Origin of the sequence: Micromonospora noduli (assembly GCF_003264475.1) — a bacterium.
GTDB classification, from domain to species: domain Bacteria; phylum Actinomycetota; class Actinomycetes; order Mycobacteriales; family Micromonosporaceae; genus Micromonospora; species Micromonospora noduli.
Window position 1 is genome coordinate 17,203 of sequence record NZ_PYAC01000039.1, and the last position, 15,376, is coordinate 32,578.

At 71.9% G+C, this 15,376-nt stretch carries 14 protein-coding genes and 1 riboswitch; of the genes, 9 read left to right on the forward strand and 5 right to left on the reverse strand.

Annotation, left to right across the window (positions count from 1 at the left end; genetic code table 11):
• Window positions 1-131 precede the first annotated feature (131 nt).
• A riboswitch (TPP riboswitch) is annotated at window positions 132-241 on the forward strand.
• The 7 genes from thiE (at window position 236) to thiC (ending at window position 6,217) form a co-directional block, all read left to right on the forward strand.
• Window positions 236-862 carry a thiamine phosphate synthase gene (thiE, locus tag MED15_RS26800; protein ID WP_112737261.1) on the forward strand — a complete coding sequence of 209 codons (627 nt, stop codon included), beginning with the start codon at window positions 236-238 and terminating at the stop codon, window positions 860-862. It overlaps the preceding riboswitch by 6 nt.
• Window positions 856-2,025, forward strand: a complete 1,170-nt coding sequence (gene thiO / locus MED15_RS26805; RefSeq protein WP_112737263.1) for a glycine oxidase ThiO — start codon at window positions 856-858, stop codon at window positions 2,023-2,025. The genes thiE and thiO overlap by 7 nt, the downstream gene beginning before the upstream one ends.
• Window positions 2,016-2,216, forward strand: a complete 201-nt coding sequence (gene thiS, locus MED15_RS26810) for a sulfur carrier protein ThiS (RefSeq protein WP_112584840.1) — start codon at window positions 2,016-2,018, stop codon at window positions 2,214-2,216. The genes thiO and thiS overlap by 10 nt, the downstream gene beginning before the upstream one ends.
• Window positions 2,213-2,992 carry a thiazole synthase gene (locus tag MED15_RS26815; RefSeq protein ID WP_112699128.1) on the forward strand — a complete coding sequence of 260 codons (780 nt, stop codon included), beginning with the start codon at window positions 2,213-2,215 and terminating at the stop codon, window positions 2,990-2,992. Before thiS ends, MED15_RS26815 begins: the two co-directional genes overlap by 4 nt.
• A 65-nt stretch (window positions 2,993-3,057) precedes the next feature.
• Window positions 3,058-3,825 carry a thiamine phosphate synthase gene (locus tag MED15_RS26820; RefSeq protein WP_112737284.1) on the forward strand — a complete coding sequence of 256 codons (768 nt, stop codon included), beginning with the start codon at window positions 3,058-3,060 and terminating at the stop codon, window positions 3,823-3,825.
• Entirely contained in the window at window positions 3,822-4,607 is a 786-nt protein-coding gene (gene thiD, locus MED15_RS26825) for a bifunctional hydroxymethylpyrimidine kinase/phosphomethylpyrimidine kinase (protein WP_112584846.1), read from the forward strand. The genes MED15_RS26820 and thiD overlap by 4 nt, the downstream gene beginning before the upstream one ends.
• A 17-nt stretch (window positions 4,608-4,624) precedes the next feature.
• Window positions 4,625-6,217, forward strand: coding sequence for a phosphomethylpyrimidine synthase ThiC (thiC, locus tag MED15_RS26830; RefSeq protein ID WP_112584848.1), 1,593 nt, complete (start codon window positions 4,625-4,627; stop codon window positions 6,215-6,217).
• Window positions 6,218-6,347: 130 nt separating this feature from the next.
• On the opposite strand, the gene MED15_RS26835 is transcribed toward thiC, so the two are convergent.
• The 4 genes from MED15_RS26835 to MED15_RS26850 all read right to left on the reverse strand — a co-directional run bounded on the left by MED15_RS26835 (window position 6,348) and on the right by MED15_RS26850 (window position 11,674).
• Complete coding sequence (locus MED15_RS26835) at window positions 6,348-9,554, reverse strand: hypothetical protein (protein WP_146766748.1); 3,207 nt, start codon at window positions 9,552-9,554, stop codon at window positions 6,348-6,350.
• Window positions 9,555-9,630: 76 nt separating this feature from the next.
• Window positions 9,631-9,939 (reverse strand): cupin domain-containing protein, encoded by a 309-nt coding sequence (locus MED15_RS26840; RefSeq protein WP_007465195.1) that lies wholly within the window; start codon window positions 9,937-9,939, stop codon window positions 9,631-9,633.
• The gene (locus MED15_RS26845) at window positions 9,936-10,886 is read right to left on the reverse strand and encodes an LLM class F420-dependent oxidoreductase (RefSeq protein WP_112737267.1); all 951 of its coding nucleotides are present in this window, start codon (window positions 10,884-10,886) and stop codon (window positions 9,936-9,938) included. The genes MED15_RS26840 and MED15_RS26845 overlap by 4 nt, the downstream gene beginning before the upstream one ends.
• 2 nt (window positions 10,887-10,888) lie before the next feature.
• Complete coding sequence (locus tag MED15_RS26850) at window positions 10,889-11,674, reverse strand: ABC transporter ATP-binding protein (protein ID WP_112601251.1); 786 nt, start codon at window positions 11,672-11,674, stop codon at window positions 10,889-10,891.
• Window positions 11,675-11,944: 270 nt separating this feature from the next.
• Here MED15_RS26850 and MED15_RS26855 point away from each other — a divergent pair, with 270 nt between their 5' ends.
• Entirely contained in the window at window positions 11,945-12,976 is a 1,032-nt protein-coding gene (locus MED15_RS26855; RefSeq protein WP_112584856.1) for an ABC transporter substrate-binding protein, read from the forward strand.
• A gap of 103 nt (window positions 12,977-13,079) precedes the next feature.
• Window positions 13,080-13,937: an ABC transporter permease gene (locus tag MED15_RS26860; protein ID WP_112584858.1), complete on the forward strand. Its 858-nt coding sequence runs from the start codon at window positions 13,080-13,082 to the stop codon at window positions 13,935-13,937.
• Between the two features lie 248 nt (window positions 13,938-14,185).
• On the opposite strand, the gene MED15_RS26865 is transcribed toward MED15_RS26860, so the two are convergent.
• The gene (locus MED15_RS26865; protein WP_112584860.1) at window positions 14,186-15,364 is read right to left on the reverse strand and encodes an ABC transporter substrate-binding protein; all 1,179 of its coding nucleotides are present in this window, start codon (window positions 15,362-15,364) and stop codon (window positions 14,186-14,188) included.
• Window positions 15,365-15,376 lie beyond the last annotated feature (12 nt).

Genomic DNA, 15,376 nt, shown 5'->3' on the forward strand with positions numbered 1-15,376 from the left:
GGGGGCGACATTCCGAACAGGACCGTATGAAGTGCCCCATTGGATCTCGCTCGTTTTGGCGCGGCCCGACCGGCCGGCCACCGCCGACCCCGTGCCTTGGCAGGCCGGCGGATCTGTCGTACGGTGACACGCAAGTAACCCACGGGAGCCCGGTGTACCGGGCTGAGAGGGGGGCTGACAGCCCCCGACCGTCGAACCTGATCCGGGTAATGCCGGCGCAGGGAGGAGCGTTGCCGTGCCGTCCCTGGGGCGATTGCATCTCATCACCGACACCCGAGAAGGTCGCGACCCACTCGCCGTGGTTCGCGCCGCCCTCACAGTGGCCCACGCCGACCTGGTGGTGCAGGTCCGGGTCGAGGATTCCGCCACCGACCGCGAGGCGTACGACCTGACCCGGCGGGTGCTCGCGCTCTGCGCGTCGTACCGGGCGACCTGCCTGGTCAACGACCGGTTGCACGTGGCGCTGGCGGTGGGCGCCGCCGGTGGGCACGTCGGTGTCGACGACCTGCCGGTCGCCGCCGCCCGCCGGGTGCTCGGCCCCACCGGTGTGCTGGGCGCCACCGCTCGGGCGCCGGGCCCGGCGTGCGAGGCCGTCGCGGCGGGCGCCAGTTACCTGGGCGTCGGGCCGTGTCACACCACCAGCACAAAGACCGGCCTGCCGGACCCCATCGGGCCCGCCGGGGTGCGCGCCGTCGTCGACGCCGTCGACGTTCCGGTCATCGCGATCGGCGGAGTGACCGCCGCCCGGGTGCCGGCGCTGCGGGCCGCCGGGGCGTACGGGGTGGCGGTGGTCGGTGCCGTCTCCACCGCAGCCGACCCGGCACGGGCTACCGCCGAGCTGATCGAGGCCCTGACGTGCTGACCGGCCGGTCCCCGTCAGCGCTGTCGAGCGACCGGGTCCGGCCGGACGTGGCAGTGGTGGGGGCGGGGCCGATCGGGCTGGCGATCGCCTGGCGTTGCGCCGCGCGTGGGCTGCGGGTGGTGGTGCACGATCCGGCGCCCGGCTCGGGGGCGTCGGCGGTGGCCGCCGGCATGCTCTCCCCGGTCGCCGAGGCGTACTTCGGTGAGCGGCAGCTGACCGGGTTGCTGCTGGCGTCCGCCGCCCGCTGGCCGGCGTTCGCCGCTGAGTTGACCGAGGCGACCGGAGTCGAGATCGGCTACCGGACCGAGGGCACCCTGATGGTCGGGCTCACCGGCGACGACCTGGCCGAGGCGCGCCGGCTGTGGGCGTACCAGCAGGGGTTGGGTCTGCCCGTGACGCCGCTGCGCCCCAGCGAGCTGCGCGACAGCGAACCGGCGCTCGCCCCACGGGTGCGCGGCGGCGCGCTCGCGCCCACCGATCACCAGGTCGACCCCCGGCTGCTGGTGCCGGCGCTGCGCGCGGCCGCGCAGCGGGCCGGCGCGGTGCTCGTGCCGCAGCCGGTCCGGTTCCTGTCCGATGTGGATGCACCGGTCATTGTGGTCGCCGCCGGCTGCGGGGCCGCCGCGCTCACCGGCCTGCCCGTGCGGCCGGTGAAGGGCCAGATCCTCCGGCTCCGCGCGCCCGACGGCGTCGCGCCGGGCTTCCGGCACGTGATCCGGGGGTACGCCGACGGCGAGCACGTCTACCTGGTGCCCCGCGCCGACGGTGAGGTCGTGCTCGGCGCGACGGTCGAGGAGCGCTCGGACACCACTGTCACCGCCGGTGCTGTGCAACGGCTGCTGCGCGCCGGGGTCGACCTGCTGCCCGAGCTGGCCGAGTACGACCTGGTCGAGGCGGTCGCCGGGCTGCGCCCGGGCACCCCGGACAACGCGCCGATCCTCGGGCCGCTGCCCGACCGACCGGACGTCCTGGCCGCCACCGGGCACCACCGGCACGGCATCGTGCTCACCCCGATCACCGCCGACCTGATCGCCGACCTGGTGCTCGGCGGCGTACCCGACCCGCTGCTCGCGCCCTTCCGGGCCGACCGCTTCGGCGGTGCCGCCGCGGCGGCCGCGTCGGGCGGACCTGAACCGACGACGGAGGGGGACCTGTGGAGTTGACGGTGAACGGGGCCGGGCGCAGCGTCGCCGCCGGCGCGTCCGTGGCGGACCTGGTCCGCGACATCGTGGCGCAGCCACGTGGGGTGGCGGTCGCGGTCAACGGCGAGGTGGTGCCCCGGACCGGCTGGCCGGCGCGGGCACTGCGCGACGGTGACCGGGTCGAGGTGCTCACCGCGGCGCAGGGCGGGTGAGCGCCGTGCCCTTCGAGCTGGGTGGGCAGACCTTCACCTCACGGCTGATCCTCGGCACCGGTGGTGCCGCGAACCTGCACGTCCTGGAGCAGGCGATTCGGGCTTCCGGCACCGAGCTGGTCACAGTGGCGTTGCGCCGGGTGGGCACGGCGCCGGGCTCCACGGGTGGGCTGCTGGAGCTGCTGGACCGGTGCGGCGTCCGCCTGCTGCCGAACACCGCCGGCTGTCACACCGCCACCGAGGCGGTGAAGGTGGCCCGGATGGCCCGGGACGCGTTCGACACCGACTGGGTCAAGCTGGAGGTGATCGGCGACGAGCGGACGCTGCTGCCCGACGGGGTGGAGCTGCTCCGCGCCGCCGAGGAGTTGGTCTCCGACGGCTTCACAGTGCTGCCGTACACCAGCGACGACCCCGTGCTCGCCCGCCGCCTCGCCGACGTGGGCTGCGCCGCGGTGATGCCGGCCGGATCCCCGATCGGTTCGGGGCTCGGCATCGGCAACCCGCACCACATTCGACTCATCCGGCAGGGTGTGGACGTGCCGGTGATCCTCGACGCCGGTATCGGCACCGCGTCCGACGCGGCGCTGGCCATGGAGCTGGGCTGTGACGGGGTGCTGCTGGCGAGCGCTGTCACCCGGGCGGCCGACCCGGTGGCGATGGCCACCGCGATGCGGTACGCGGTCGAGGCGGGCCGACTGGCAGCCCAGGCCGGCCGGATCGAGCGCCGCTTCCACGCGCTCGCCTCCACCCCCGACGAGGGGAGACCCGAGCTGTGACCGGGTTGGTGCCGCCCGCAGATCTTGGAAGCAATCTGCCCCTGGAAAGGCCCATTCCTTCCAAGATCCCGTCTGGGGTTGTTGTTCTTACCGATCGGCTGGTCGCTCGCGCTCGGCTCGACCTGGCTATCGCGGGAGCTGTGGCCGGGGGAGTGCGCTGGGTGGTGCTGCGGGAGAAGGACCTGCCGCGCGCCGAACGCGCCGCCCTCGCCGCCGACCTGCGCGCGATCCTCGCCGACGTCGGCGGAACCCTCATCGTGGCCGGCCCCGACCCACTCGGCGGTGACGCCGTGCACCTGCCCGCCGCCGGCCCGTACCCACCGCCGCCCCACGGCCTGGTTGGCCGCTCCTGCCACCACCAACCCGAGCTGGACCGCCTGACCACCGAGCACTACGCCACGATCTCCCCGGTCTGGCCCACAAAGACCAAACCGGGTTACGGCCCACCCCTGGACATTGCGGGGCTGGGCAGCCTGGTGCGCGCCAGCCCGATACCCCTGCTGGCCCTGGGCGGGGTCGAGACCCCAGAACAGGTAACCGCCTGCGTCCAGGCGGGAGCCGTCGGGGTAGCAGTGCTCGGCGCACTCATGCGAGCCGAAGACCCAACCGAAACAGCAGCGAGTCTGACCAGCGCGTATGTCGAGGCGGTCACCCCTGTGCTGACCCAAACCCGGCGCGGGGTCACCAAGGTCTCCACGTCAGGGCTGCGGCCGACCGTGCCCACGCAGGGATCAAGCCTGACCGCCCGGAGTGGGCACGGTCGGCCGCAGCCCCAAACCGCAACCAGCGACGGCCCGCCGCAGCCCCCAACCGCGACCAAGGAAAGAAAATGACCCCGCGAACACTGCTCACCATCGCCGGCTCGGACTCCGGCGGCGGCGCAGGCATCCAGGCCGACCTCAAGGTCTTCGCCGCGCTGGGCGCGTACGGCACCAGCGTCCTCACGGCGGTCACCGCGCAGAACACCCGGGGTGTCGACGCGGTGTTGCCGCTGCCCCCGCGCACTGTCACCGAGCAGTTGGACAGCGTGCTCACCGATTTCACCGTCTGTGCCGTGAAGACGGGGATGCTCGGCACCCCGGCGATCGCGGACGTGGTGGCCGAGGCTGCCCGGGACGGCCGGCTGCCTCAACTCGTCGTCGACCCGGTGCTCGTCGCCACGAGCGGTCATCGGCTGGGCGTGGTGGGCGCTGTGGAGCGGCTGCTGCCGTACGCCACTGTGGCGACCCCGAACTGCGCGGAGGCCGCGGCGATAACCGGACGCCCGGTCGACGACGTGGCCGCGATGGTCGTGGCCGCCGAGGCCCTGGTGGCCGGCGGCCCGGAGTACGTGGTGGTCACCGGTGGTGACCTGGACGGGGGCGAGGCGGTCGACGTGCTGCACGGCGGCGGCGTCACCACAGTGTTGCGCGCACCCCGGGTGACCACCCGGCACACCCACGGCACCGGGTGCTCGTTCTCGGCGGCGATCGCGGTGCGGCTCGGTCTGGGCGATCCGGTGCCGGCCGCCGTGGGGGCCGCCAAGGAGTACGTGCTCCGTGCGCTGACCGGCGCGCGGGGCTGGGAGCTGGGCGCGGGACGCGGGCCGCTGAACCACTTCGGCTGGTCCGCTTGATCACCAGGGAGGCTGTCATGCACGCACGAGGCAAGGTGTACGTCGAGGGTTCGCGGCCGGATGTCCGGGTGCCGTTCGCGGAGGTGGGGCTGACCGGGGACCTGCCGCCGGTGCGGCTCTACGACACGTCCGGCCCTGGTTCGGACCCGGAGGTGGGGCTGCCGCCGCTGCGCGGGCCGTGGATCGCCGAGCGGGGTGACGTGGCCCCGGTGCGGGGTGCGGGCACGCCACTGGCCGGGGTGGACGGTCGTCGGCCCACCCAGCTCGCGTACGCGCGGGCCGGGGTGGTGACGCCGGAGATGGAGTTCGTGGCGATCCGGGAGAACGTCGAACCGGAACTCGTGCGGACCGAGATCGCCGCCGGTCGGGCGGTGCTCCCGCTCAACGTCAACCACCCGGAGTGCGAGCCGGCGATCATCGGCAAGGCGTTCCTGGTCAAGGTGAACGCCAACATCGGCACCTCGGCGGTCAGCTCGTCGGTCGCGGAGGAGGTGGAGAAGCTGACCTGGGCCACCCGCTGGGGCGCGGACACCGTGATGGACCTGTCCACGGGTAAGCGGATCCACGAGACCCGTGAGGCGATCGTGCGCAACTCGCCGGTGCCGATCGGGACGGTGCCGATCTACCAGGCGCTGGAGAAGGTCGGCGGCGACCCGGTGAAGTTGAGCTGGGAGGTGTTCCGGGAGACCGTGATCGAGCAGGCCGAGCAGGGCGTGGACTACATGACTGTGCACGCCGGTGTGCTCCTGCCGTACGTGCCGCTGGCCGTGGACCGGGTGACCGGGATCGTGTCCCGCGGCGGTTCGATCATGGCGGCGTGGTGCCTGGCGCACCACGAGGAGAACTTCCTCTACACCAACTTCGAGGAGTTGTGCGCGCTGCTCGCGCGCTACGACGTGACGTTCTCCCTCGGCGACGGGCTGCGTCCTGGGTCGATCGCCGACGCCAACGACGAGGCGCAGTTCGCCGAGCTGCGCACCCTCGGTGAGCTGACGAAGATCGCCTGGGCGTACGACGTCCAGGTGATGATCGAGGGGCCCGGTCACGTACCGATGCACAAGATCAAGGAGAACGTGGACCTTCAGCAGGAGTGGTGCCACGAGGCGCCCTTCTACACGCTCGGTCCGCTGACCACCGACATCGCGCCCGCGTACGACCACATCACCTCGGCGATCGGCGCCGCGATGATCGGCATGTTCGGCACCGCGATGCTCTGCTACGTCACGCCGAAGGAGCACCTCGGCCTGCCGGACCGGGACGACGTGAAGGCGGGCGTGATCGCGTACAAGATCGCGGCACACGCGGCGGACCTGGCCAAGGGTCACCCCGGCGCGCAGGCCTGGGACGACGCCCTGTCGAAGGCGCGGTTCGAGTTCCGCTGGGAGGATCAGTTCAACCTCTCGCTGGACCCGGAGACGGCGCGCTCGTATCACGACGCGACCCTGCCCGCGGAGCCGGCGAAGACCGCGCACTTCTGCTCGATGTGCGGCCCGAAGTTCTGCTCCATGAAGATCACCCAGGAGCTCAAGGAGTACGCGGCGCGCGGCATGAAGGACAAGTCGGAGGAGTTCGTCTCCGGCGGGAGTCGGGTCTACCTACCGCTCGCCTGACCCACCTGCGGGGTGATCGACTCGGGTTCATTGATGTCGGGGTGTCCGGCCGCGTGGGATAGCCCGGTATCAGTGAACCCGAGTCGATCAAGCGACCGGTCGGTACGTTCGGTGCGCTGTGTGGTGTGGGTCAGTCGCGGTGGTGTCGACCGGTGGAGCGCAACGACCGGCGGCCGTTCTCCTGTTCGGGCTCGTTGTCCGACACCGGCTTGCTCAGACCGGCGACCCAGTCGACGAATTCCTCATCCTGGGACGCCAGCGGCTCCGCTTCATCCGACGTCGTCGGGCTCTCCTCGTCGGCGCGGGACCGGTTACGGCGGAACAGCCCGCCGAGCCGGCCTCGCCGGGAGGGCTGCTCTGCCACCTTCGGCTGCGTCGGTTTTGCCGACGTGGTGTCGGTAGGCGCCACATCGCCGGTGGTGGTGCCGGTGGTGGTGCTGTCGGTGGTGGCGCTGGTTGCGGCGGCACCGGAGGGCGTGCCCAGCGTGCCCGGGAATTCCGGCCGGCCCGGGTGCTCCGCCGGAGCGGTCGTCTCGCCGGCTTCGGGTGGCGCTGTGCGTGCCGTCGAACTGTCCTGCGATCCCGCCGACCCGCGACGCCGAGAGGTGTCGAACGCGTTCCAGGTGCCGGCCCGGCTCAGGTCCGGCAACGGTGCCCGATGCCGCGGCCTGGGCGTCGGCCCGGTCGGCTCGTCGGGCCTGCTCGACCCCTCCGATGCCGTTGCCTCCGGCTCGGAGGCCTGCGGTGGCACCGTCCAGGTCGAGGTGACCGGCCAGGCCGACGGCGCGGGCGTCCACCGGTCCGTGTCCGGGTCACTGGCGGCGGTGGCCCCAAACAACCCGGCGGTGGGAACGTCCTCGGCGGCGGGCTGCGCGCTGTCGGTGCCACGAGCCCCGGCGATTACGGAATCGCTGGTCGTGTCGGCAGGTGCTGCCTTGCTGCCCGTGCCGGCCGTCGGGACGCGCGGGGTGGCTTCCGGGCCAACCTGGCCGGCCGCGGTGGTCGGCGCCGCCGCCGCTGCTCGCGTCGCGCCGGTTGCGGCGGTCGGTGCTGGTGTTTCCCCCGTCCCGGTGGTCGGTGCTGGTGTCGCCCCGGTCCCGGTGGTCGGGCTCTGTGCGTCGTCGGTTGCCGTGGTCGAGGAGTCCGGGTTGACGGGCACCTGCGTCGCGCCGGTTCCGGCGGTCGTCGAGGCGGCCGGTGCTCGCTTCGAGCCGGTGGCGGGGGTGGCAGGTGCTCGCTTCGCGCCGGTAGCCGTGGTCCGGGCTGCTGCCGTGTCGGAGGCGGCAGCCGAGGCGACCTCGGCGGTCGAACTCGACCGCTCACCCAGGCTGCCCCGGCTGGGCGCCGGAGTGTCGGTGGCCGCGTCGGAGGCGATGCTGTCGGCGGACCTGCCCGGCCGGGTGCCCTTCGTGGCGCGGCCGGTGGTCGTCTCGCGAGTGGTCGTCTCGTTGGTGGTCGTCTCGCTGGTGGTTGCCGAACCGGCACGGGACGTGTCGTCAGCCGCGTCGGAGGCGGTGGCGTCCGAGTTGGCTTTCGACTTGCGGCCGCGTCGCGGCTTGATCGTCAGCGGCGCCTCGGGCGTGTCGTGGTCGGCCGTGCCCGCGCTGCTCGCCCCCGTGCTCGTGCCTGCCCCCGTGCCCGTGCCCGTCGAGGCCGTGGCGGCGGGACTGGGAGCGTCGGTGCCAGTCGGTGCTGTGCTGGTCGCCTCGGTGGCGCTGCCCGTACTGGTCGGGGTCGTACTGGTCGCGGCTGCGTTGGTCGGGGCCGTGCCGGTCGCGGGGATGGGCGCGTCCGAGGTGGTCGGAGCGCTGGTCGCGGCCGCGCTGGTCGTGTCGGAACCGGGTGCACCCGTGCCGCCCGGGATGGCGGCGGACTTGCGGGTGGTGCGTCCACCGGTCGGCCTGCCGCTGGTCGCCGTGCTGCTGCTCGTGTCCGTCGCGGTGCTGCCGGTGGGCTCGTCGTCGACCGCTCGGCCGCCCGTCGGGGTCGCGGCGTCGGCGCGTCCGGCCGTGGTGGCGGTCGCGGTGGCGTCGGTGACGTTGCTGACGTCGGTGCTGGCCGAGGGCTCGGTCGTGGCCAGGACGTCATCGTGGCGCGGGGGCGTCTGCCCTGCGGCGGTGAACTCACCGGTCGGCGCGGTCACCCAGGCCGCGGGCTGAGTCGGAGCGGCGGGAGTCGGGGCGGGAGCCGCAGTGGCGGGAGCCGGACCGTGCTGTCCGCTCGCTGTGGTCTCCGGCCAGTCCCAGTGGGCCGGGACGGTGCGTACGGCATCGGGGTCGCCCGTCGCCCACGGACCCGCAACGACACCGACGGGCTTCGTGCCGGTGGCCAGCTCGGCGTTGGTCGTCTCCGTGTCGGTGCGCTCGGCGCTGTCCTGGTCGTTCGCCGCGCTGTCCCGGTCCTTCGCAGCGCCGGGCAGCGCCGGGCCGGCGGGCAGCGGGCGCAGGATGGCGGTGGGCTCGATCACCTGCGGATCGGCGGTACGGGTGCCCGTCGGCCAGCGCAGCAGCGCGGCGGCGGCCGCGCCGAGCGCTCCGGCGAGGATCGCGATCAACGAGCCGTAGTAGGGGGCGGCCTGGTAGCGGTCCACCGCGTCGCCCGGACCGGCGGTCAGGTAGGCGAACGCCACCAGCACCGGACCGGCCACCCCGGTGGCGGCGCTGACCAGTGGAGCCTGACCCCGCCAGCGAGCCAGCCCGGCGGTCGCCGCGCCGGCCAGCAGCGCAACGATGGGCAGCAGGAGCAGCGCCAGCCGCTGTGCGGCGGCGTTGTCGAGCCAGCTCGGCTCCAGTACGCCGAGCCGGACGGTCGGCAGTGGGCCGGCCGTGCCGAGCGACGGTAGGACGGAGATCAGCGCCAGCAGCCAGACCGCGCCGGCCACGGCCGACACGTTCCATCCCAGCTCGGGCCGGAACAGGACGGCGATCGCCGCGCCCGCCCCGATCACCGCACCGACCATGGCGCAGATGCCCACCGCCCAGACCGGGTCGACGGAGATCAGCTCCGCGGCGCGGGCGGGCTGCATGCAGAGCGGGGCGATGACGGTGGCGCCGAGCGCCGCCGCGCCGGCGACCGCCAACTGCCGGCCGGTGCTGACCGCCGGGGCGTCGCGGCGAGCGAGGCGTCCGGTCAGGACAGCGCCGGCGACGGCTGCGTTCGCGGCGAACCAGCCCACCCAGACGAGCTGGGCCGGCCACTGGTTGACGGTCGTACCGGTGAATGCGCCGGTCAGCCGGACGATGCCGAAACCGTACGCGACGCCGAGCTGGCCGGCTCCGGCCAGCACGCTCACCCCGAGCGCCGTGAGCAGCAGTCTGCCCCAGGTCCGAAAGGCCATGTCCGGCACGTTACGCACCTGGTACACCCGATCGCCACCGGCGCGCCGCGAGGCACGCCGGTGGCCATCGGCGTGCCTACTTGAGTTCGACCAGCCGGGCCAGGTAAGTCGTATCCCCGACATTGGTCAGCATGTGCACCGCGCCCGGGTCCCGGTAGACCACTCCGCCGGTGGGCTCGTCGGCGTCGATCCGGGTGCCGTCGATGGTCTGTACGACGTTCTTGGCGCCCTCGATCGCCACCACCAGGTAGGGGTGGTCGTGCCGGTGCAGCGGTTGCCGCTCGCCCGGCTCGAGGCGGATGTGCCAGACCCGGACCCGGTCGTTCTCGTACACGATTTCCTGACCCACCGGTCCGAGTTCGGTTCCGTCGATCACGTCGGTCATCGTGCTCCGTCCAGTTGGGGCAGCACCTCGGCGGCGATCAGCTCGAGGTGGTCGAGATCATCGAAGTCGATCAGGCGCAGGTGGACCCGGGTGGTGCCGATCGCGGCGAACTCACCGAGCCGCTGCGCGAGCTGCGCGGGGGAGCCGACCACCGGGTCCTCCGGTGGCAGAGCGCTCTTCTCGTGCAGGGGCGCGGCCCGACGCTGGGCCTCCGCGTCGGTCCGGCCGATGGCGACGACGATCCCGGCGGACAGCACCAACGGGGCGCGCCCGGACTCCGTCCGTCCGGTGCGCTCACACGTCTCGCGCACCCGGTCGTACGCCTCGGAGGTGGCGGCCACGGACTTGAACGGCATGTTGAACTCGTCGGCGTACCGGGCGGCCAGTTCGGGTGTGCGCTTGGGGCCACGCCCGCCCACGATGATCGGCGGCCCGGGCACCTGCACCGGCTTGGGCAGGGCGGGGGCGTCCACCAGCCGGTAGTGGTCGCCGGTGAAGCTGTAGGTCTCGCCGGGCGGGGTTGCCCACAACCCGGTGATCACCTCAAGCTGTTCGGCCAGCCGGTCGAAGCGCTCGCCGACCGACGGGAACGGGATTCCGTACGAGGTGTGCTCGCGCTCGTACCAGCCGGCGCCGATGCCGAGGTCGACCCGGCCACCGCTCATCTGGTCGACCTGCGCGACCATCACCGCGAGGGGGCCGGGCAGGCGGAACGTGGCCGACGTCACCAGGGTGCCGAGTCGGATCCGCTCGGTTTCCCGGGCCAGCGCGGCGAGGGTCAGCCAGGCGTCAGTGGGGCCGGGCAGGCCCGGGTCGGCACCCATCGACTGGTAGTGGTCGGCGCGGAGGAAACCCTCGTAGCCGCAGGCCTCGACGAGCCGGGCGAACCGGAGCTGGGTGTCGTAGCTGGCGCCACGGTTCGGCTCGGTGAAGACCGACACCCGCATGGTCAGTGTCCTTCCGCGCCGGCGGTGGCCGGCTGTTCGCGTTCCATGAGCAGTTCGTGCAGGTCGGCGCTGACCTGGGCGACGTCGGCCAGGTGAGCGTTGCGGCCCAGGGTCCGGGGCCGGGGGATGGTCACATCGACGACCTTGCGGATCCGGCCGGGGCGGGGGCTCAGCACGACCACCCGGTCGGCGAGCAGCACCGCCTCGTCGATCGAGTGGGTGACGAAGACGATGGTCGGCTTGTTCTCCATGTGCACCCGCTGGAGTTCACCGGAGAGTTCCTCGCGGGTGAGCGCGTCCAGCGCGGAGAACGGCTCGTCCATCAGCATCACCCGGGGCTCACCGATCAACGACCGGCACAGCGACACCCGCTGCTGCATGCCGCCGGAGAGCTCGTGGGGCAGCCGCTTCTCGAAGCCGGCCAACCCGGCCACGTCGAGCAGTTGCCGGGCCCGCTCCCGGTGCTTGGCGCGGCTCCAGCCGAAGATCTCCACGGGCAGCAGGACGTTGTCCAGCACGGTGCGCCAGGGCAGCAGCGCCGGCTTCTGGAACAGCATGGCGATGTCCTGGCGGGGGCGGGTGATCGGCGTACCGGCGACGGTGATCTCACCGGCGCTCAGTGGGAGCAGCCCGGCGATCAGCCGCAGCAGTGTGGACTTGCCGCAGCCGGAGCGGCCGAGCACGGCGACGAACTCCCCCTCGGCGACGTCGAGGTCGATGCCGCGCAGCGCCTCCACCCGGCCGGATCGGCCCTCGAAGGTACGGGACACCCCGGACAGTCGGATCATCTCCGGCGTACCTCCGCTGAGTGGACGGTCAGGAATCCGACAAAGGCTAGCCGCCCTGTCGAGGTATGGCACCGGCTGGGGTGGTCGTCAGGTTGTATCCGTTCCGCAACCCGATACGCCTGGCGTCGCAACTGTGGGTTTCTCGTACGCTGTGCCCGCGAAGAGTCCCCCCACGACGGCGGCGCCCGGCTTCCACCCCTCCCGCCGGCCCGTCACGACAACCCCCTCCGGTGGCCTGCCGGCCCCGGTCGGAAAGGACATGGTGCACTGATGAGAAGGCTGACCCGTACGGTCGCTACGGCCGCGCTGGCCACCGCCCTCGCCCTTGTCTCCGCCTGCAGCAGCGGGTCGGATTCGGCCGACGATGCCAAGGGCGGCGACGGCAAGACGCTGGAAAAGGTGACCTACCTCACCTCGTTCGGTAACTTCGGCCGTGACTCCTACGCCTGGGTGGCGAAGGACAAGGGCTTCTTCAAGGAAGCCGGCTTCGACGTCGAGATCAAGGCGGGTCAGGGCACCGGTGGCGTGATCCAGACCATCGTCGGCGGCCAGGCGGACTTCGGCCCGATCGACCTCACCGGCGGTCTGCTCCAGCTCGGCAACGGCCAGGCGAAGGACTTCACCGCGGTGGCCGCGATCCAGCAGCGCACCATGGCGGGCATCGCCACCGTCGAGGGCAAGAACATCAGCTCGCCGAAGGACCTGGAGGGCAAGAAGCTCGCCGACACCCCCGGGTCGGTGGTCCGCAACCTCTTCCCGACGTACGCCCGGCTCGCCGGTGTGGACGCGACCAAGGTGACCTGGGTCAACGGTGAGGCGCAGAACCTGATCGGCACGCTGGCCTCCGGCTCGGTGGACGGCATCGGTCAGTTCGTCGTCGGTCAGCCGACCATCGAGGCGGTGGCCAAGAAGAAGGCCGTCATGCTGCCGTACAGCAACGTGATGCAGGACCTCTACGGCAACGTGCTGATCACCTCCTCGAAGATCGCCAAGGAGAAGCCCGAGATGGTGAAGAAGTTCACCGCGGCGCTGCTCAAGGGCCTGGAGTACAGCCTGGCGAACTCCAAGGAGGCCGCCGACATCCTGAAGAAGAACGTCGACGCCACCAACCCGGTCTCCGCCGCCGCCGAGCTGGAGCTGATGGCCGCGTACGTCCGTTCCGGCAACACCGGCACCGCGATCGGCACCCTGGACAGCGGTCGGGTCGCCAAGAGCATCGCCATCCTGCAGGGCGCCGGCGCGCTGAAGCAGAACATCACCCCCGAGCAGATCATCGACTTCAGCCTCGCGCCGAAGGCCTGATCGTCCGGTCGTCATCAGGGGGTACGTCCCGCCGATCCCGGTGGGGCGTACCCCCGTCGCTCGTCGGCCCCCGGCGGGCCGTGGGATTTCGAGGAGGACAGAGATGACCGACGTCCGGTCAGCGGACCCGGCGGTGGCGGAGCCCCCGCCCCCGGGTGCCGGCCCCGAAGCGGGACGCACGGGTCGAGGTGCCGGTCTCCGGGCCGGGGCTGGCGCGGCGCTGCCCGCGGTCGGCATCCTGGTCGCGCTGGCGGCGTGGTGGCTGATCGCCCGGCTGGAACTGGTCCACCCTTTCGCCCTGCCGCCGCCCGGCGACGTGCTCAGCGCGTTCGTCGACAAGCCCGCTCGGATGCTGGAGCACACCTGGGACACCACGCTGGAGATCCTGATCGGGTTCGCCCTCTCGGTGGTCGCCGGTGTGCTGATCGGGCTCTCCCTGGCCAGCTCCCGCACTGTGGAGCGGATGTTCACGCCGCTGCTGGTCGCGGTGAACGCGGTACCGAAGATCACGCTGGGCCCGCTGCTGGTGGTGGCGCTCGGCTGGGGCCAGAAGCCGATCCTGACCATGGTGTTCCTGCTCTGCTTCTTCCCGATCGTGCTCTCCACCGCGACCGGGTTGACCACCACGCCGGCCGACCTGGCCGAACTGGTGCGGTCCTGGAACGCCTCCCGCTGGCAGGCGTTCCGCAAGGTGCGCTTCCCGGCCGCGCTGCCGCAGATCTTCGTCGGGCTCAAGGTGGCCATGCCACTGGCCGCGATCGGCGCGGTGATCGGTGAGTTCCAGGCCGGCGAGAGCGGCCTCGGCTACGTCATCACGCAGTACGCCGGCATCGGCGACGCCGCCACCGCCTGGGCGGCGATCATGCTGGTGGCACTGGTGAGCATCCTGCTCTACTCGGCGCTCCTGCTGATCGAGCGGTTCGCCCTCCCCTGGGTACGAGAAACCACCAGCAGCCGCTAACCCAACGAAGAGATCACAGAGCAGCACCGAAGACACAGATAAAGATCAACACCAAGAAACGCGCAGGGCCGGCCTCCCAGTGGGAGGCCGGCCCGTCTTGTCGACGCTGCTGGCGCGAAGGGTGTGGCCGACCGTGCCCGGCGGAGGGATCAAGCCTGACCGCCCGGATCCGGGCACGGTCGGCCACACCCCCTGCCCGGCACACGGCGAAGAGCGCCGGGACGAAAGAACACAGCAGGCCCGAGCGTTTACCCCGCCAACCGCCAGCGACCATTGCGGGCGACCAGCGTGGTGAGCGCCTGCGGCATCAGGCCGCTGTGGTTGTCCGGCGTCATGCGGATCGGGCCGGAGAGGCCGTCCATCTGGGACGTCTCCAGCACGTCCCGGATGCCGTTGCGGTCCACCTTCCCGATCTCACCACCGGCGCGCAGTTCGGCGTCGGCGATCAGCTGGACGGCGTCCGCGGCGAACGACGAGGACCCGTTGTAGCCGCCGAAGCGGGCCGTGTAGTCCTGGAACCACTGCCGCCGCGCCGCCTTGGCCGGGGTGGTCGCGATCACGTCATCGATCACCATGGTCTGCGTGAAGATCAGCGTGGCCTTCTCGGTCGCCTTGGCCGCCGCGCCGAGGAAGAGGTCCCCGGCCGCTGCCGCGTCGAAGTAGATCGACCCACGGAAGATGGTCTGCTGGACGCTGGTCGCGGCCAGTGTCGCCTGCTCCGGCGGGGTCCAGAAGACCATCGCGTCGGGCTTGCCCGACGCGAGCTGCTGGACCTGCTGGCTGACGTCGGTGTCGGTGGTTTTGATCCGCTGCTGTCGGAGCGTGATCTTGGCCTTGTCCAGTTCGCTCTTGAGCGCGGTCGCGCCCTCCTGGCCGTAGTCGTCGTCGCTGACCAGCATCCCCACCTTACGGATGTTGTTGCGGCGCAGTTCGGTGGTCAGTGCGGCGGCGCTGTCCGCGGCGTTAGGGCCGAGCTTGAACACGTAGCGCCGTTCAGCGGCCGGCGCGGCGATCGCGCCGGAAGCGGCTAGCGCAATGGTGGGAATCCGCTTCTCGTTGATGGTCCCGACCGCTCCGACCGCGCATTCGTTGCAGCCGCCCATGATGATGGCGCTGACCTTCGAATCGCTGCTGAAGTCGACGATGTTGCGAAGTGACTCGGCCGAGTCGGAACGGTTGTCCTTCACCTTCAGGTCGATCTTCCGGCCGTTCAGTGCTCCGGAGGCGTTCAACTGATCGACCTTGAGTTCGAGGGCGCGCTGGTATGTCCGGCCAACCGTGGCTGCGGCGCCGGAGAGTTCGAGATCGGCAGCGATCACGATCGGACTCGTGTCCTGCTCCGCCTCGCCAAACTGGCAGCCGGTGAGCGTGGTGGCCACTACGGCCGATGCGAGCGCCGCGATGGTCGCGGAGCGGATGGGGCTCAACTCAGTCCTCCA

Coding starts and splice junctions, on each gene's coding strand:
- thiD (WP_112584846.1), top strand. CDS start 3,822: ATGACCCCGCGAACACTGCTCACCATCGCCGGCTCGGACTCCGGCGGC.
- thiC (WP_112584848.1), top strand. CDS start 4,625: ATGCACGCACGAGGCAAGGTGTACGTCGAGGGTTCGCGGCCGGATGTC.
- MED15_RS26835 (WP_146766748.1), bottom strand. CDS start 9,554: ATGGCCTTTCGGACCTGGGGCAGACTGCTGCTCACGGCGCTCGGGGTG.
- MED15_RS26840 (WP_007465195.1), bottom strand. CDS start 9,939: ATGACCGACGTGATCGACGGAACCGAACTCGGACCGGTGGGTCAGGAA.
- MED15_RS26845 (WP_112737267.1), bottom strand. CDS start 10,886: ATGCGGGTGTCGGTCTTCACCGAGCCGAACCGTGGCGCCAGCTACGAC.
- MED15_RS26850 (WP_112601251.1), bottom strand. CDS start 11,674: ATGATCCGACTGTCCGGGGTGTCCCGTACCTTCGAGGGCCGATCCGGC.
- MED15_RS26855 (WP_112584856.1), top strand. CDS start 11,945: ATGAGAAGGCTGACCCGTACGGTCGCTACGGCCGCGCTGGCCACCGCC.
- MED15_RS26860 (WP_112584858.1), top strand. CDS start 13,080: ATGACCGACGTCCGGTCAGCGGACCCGGCGGTGGCGGAGCCCCCGCCC.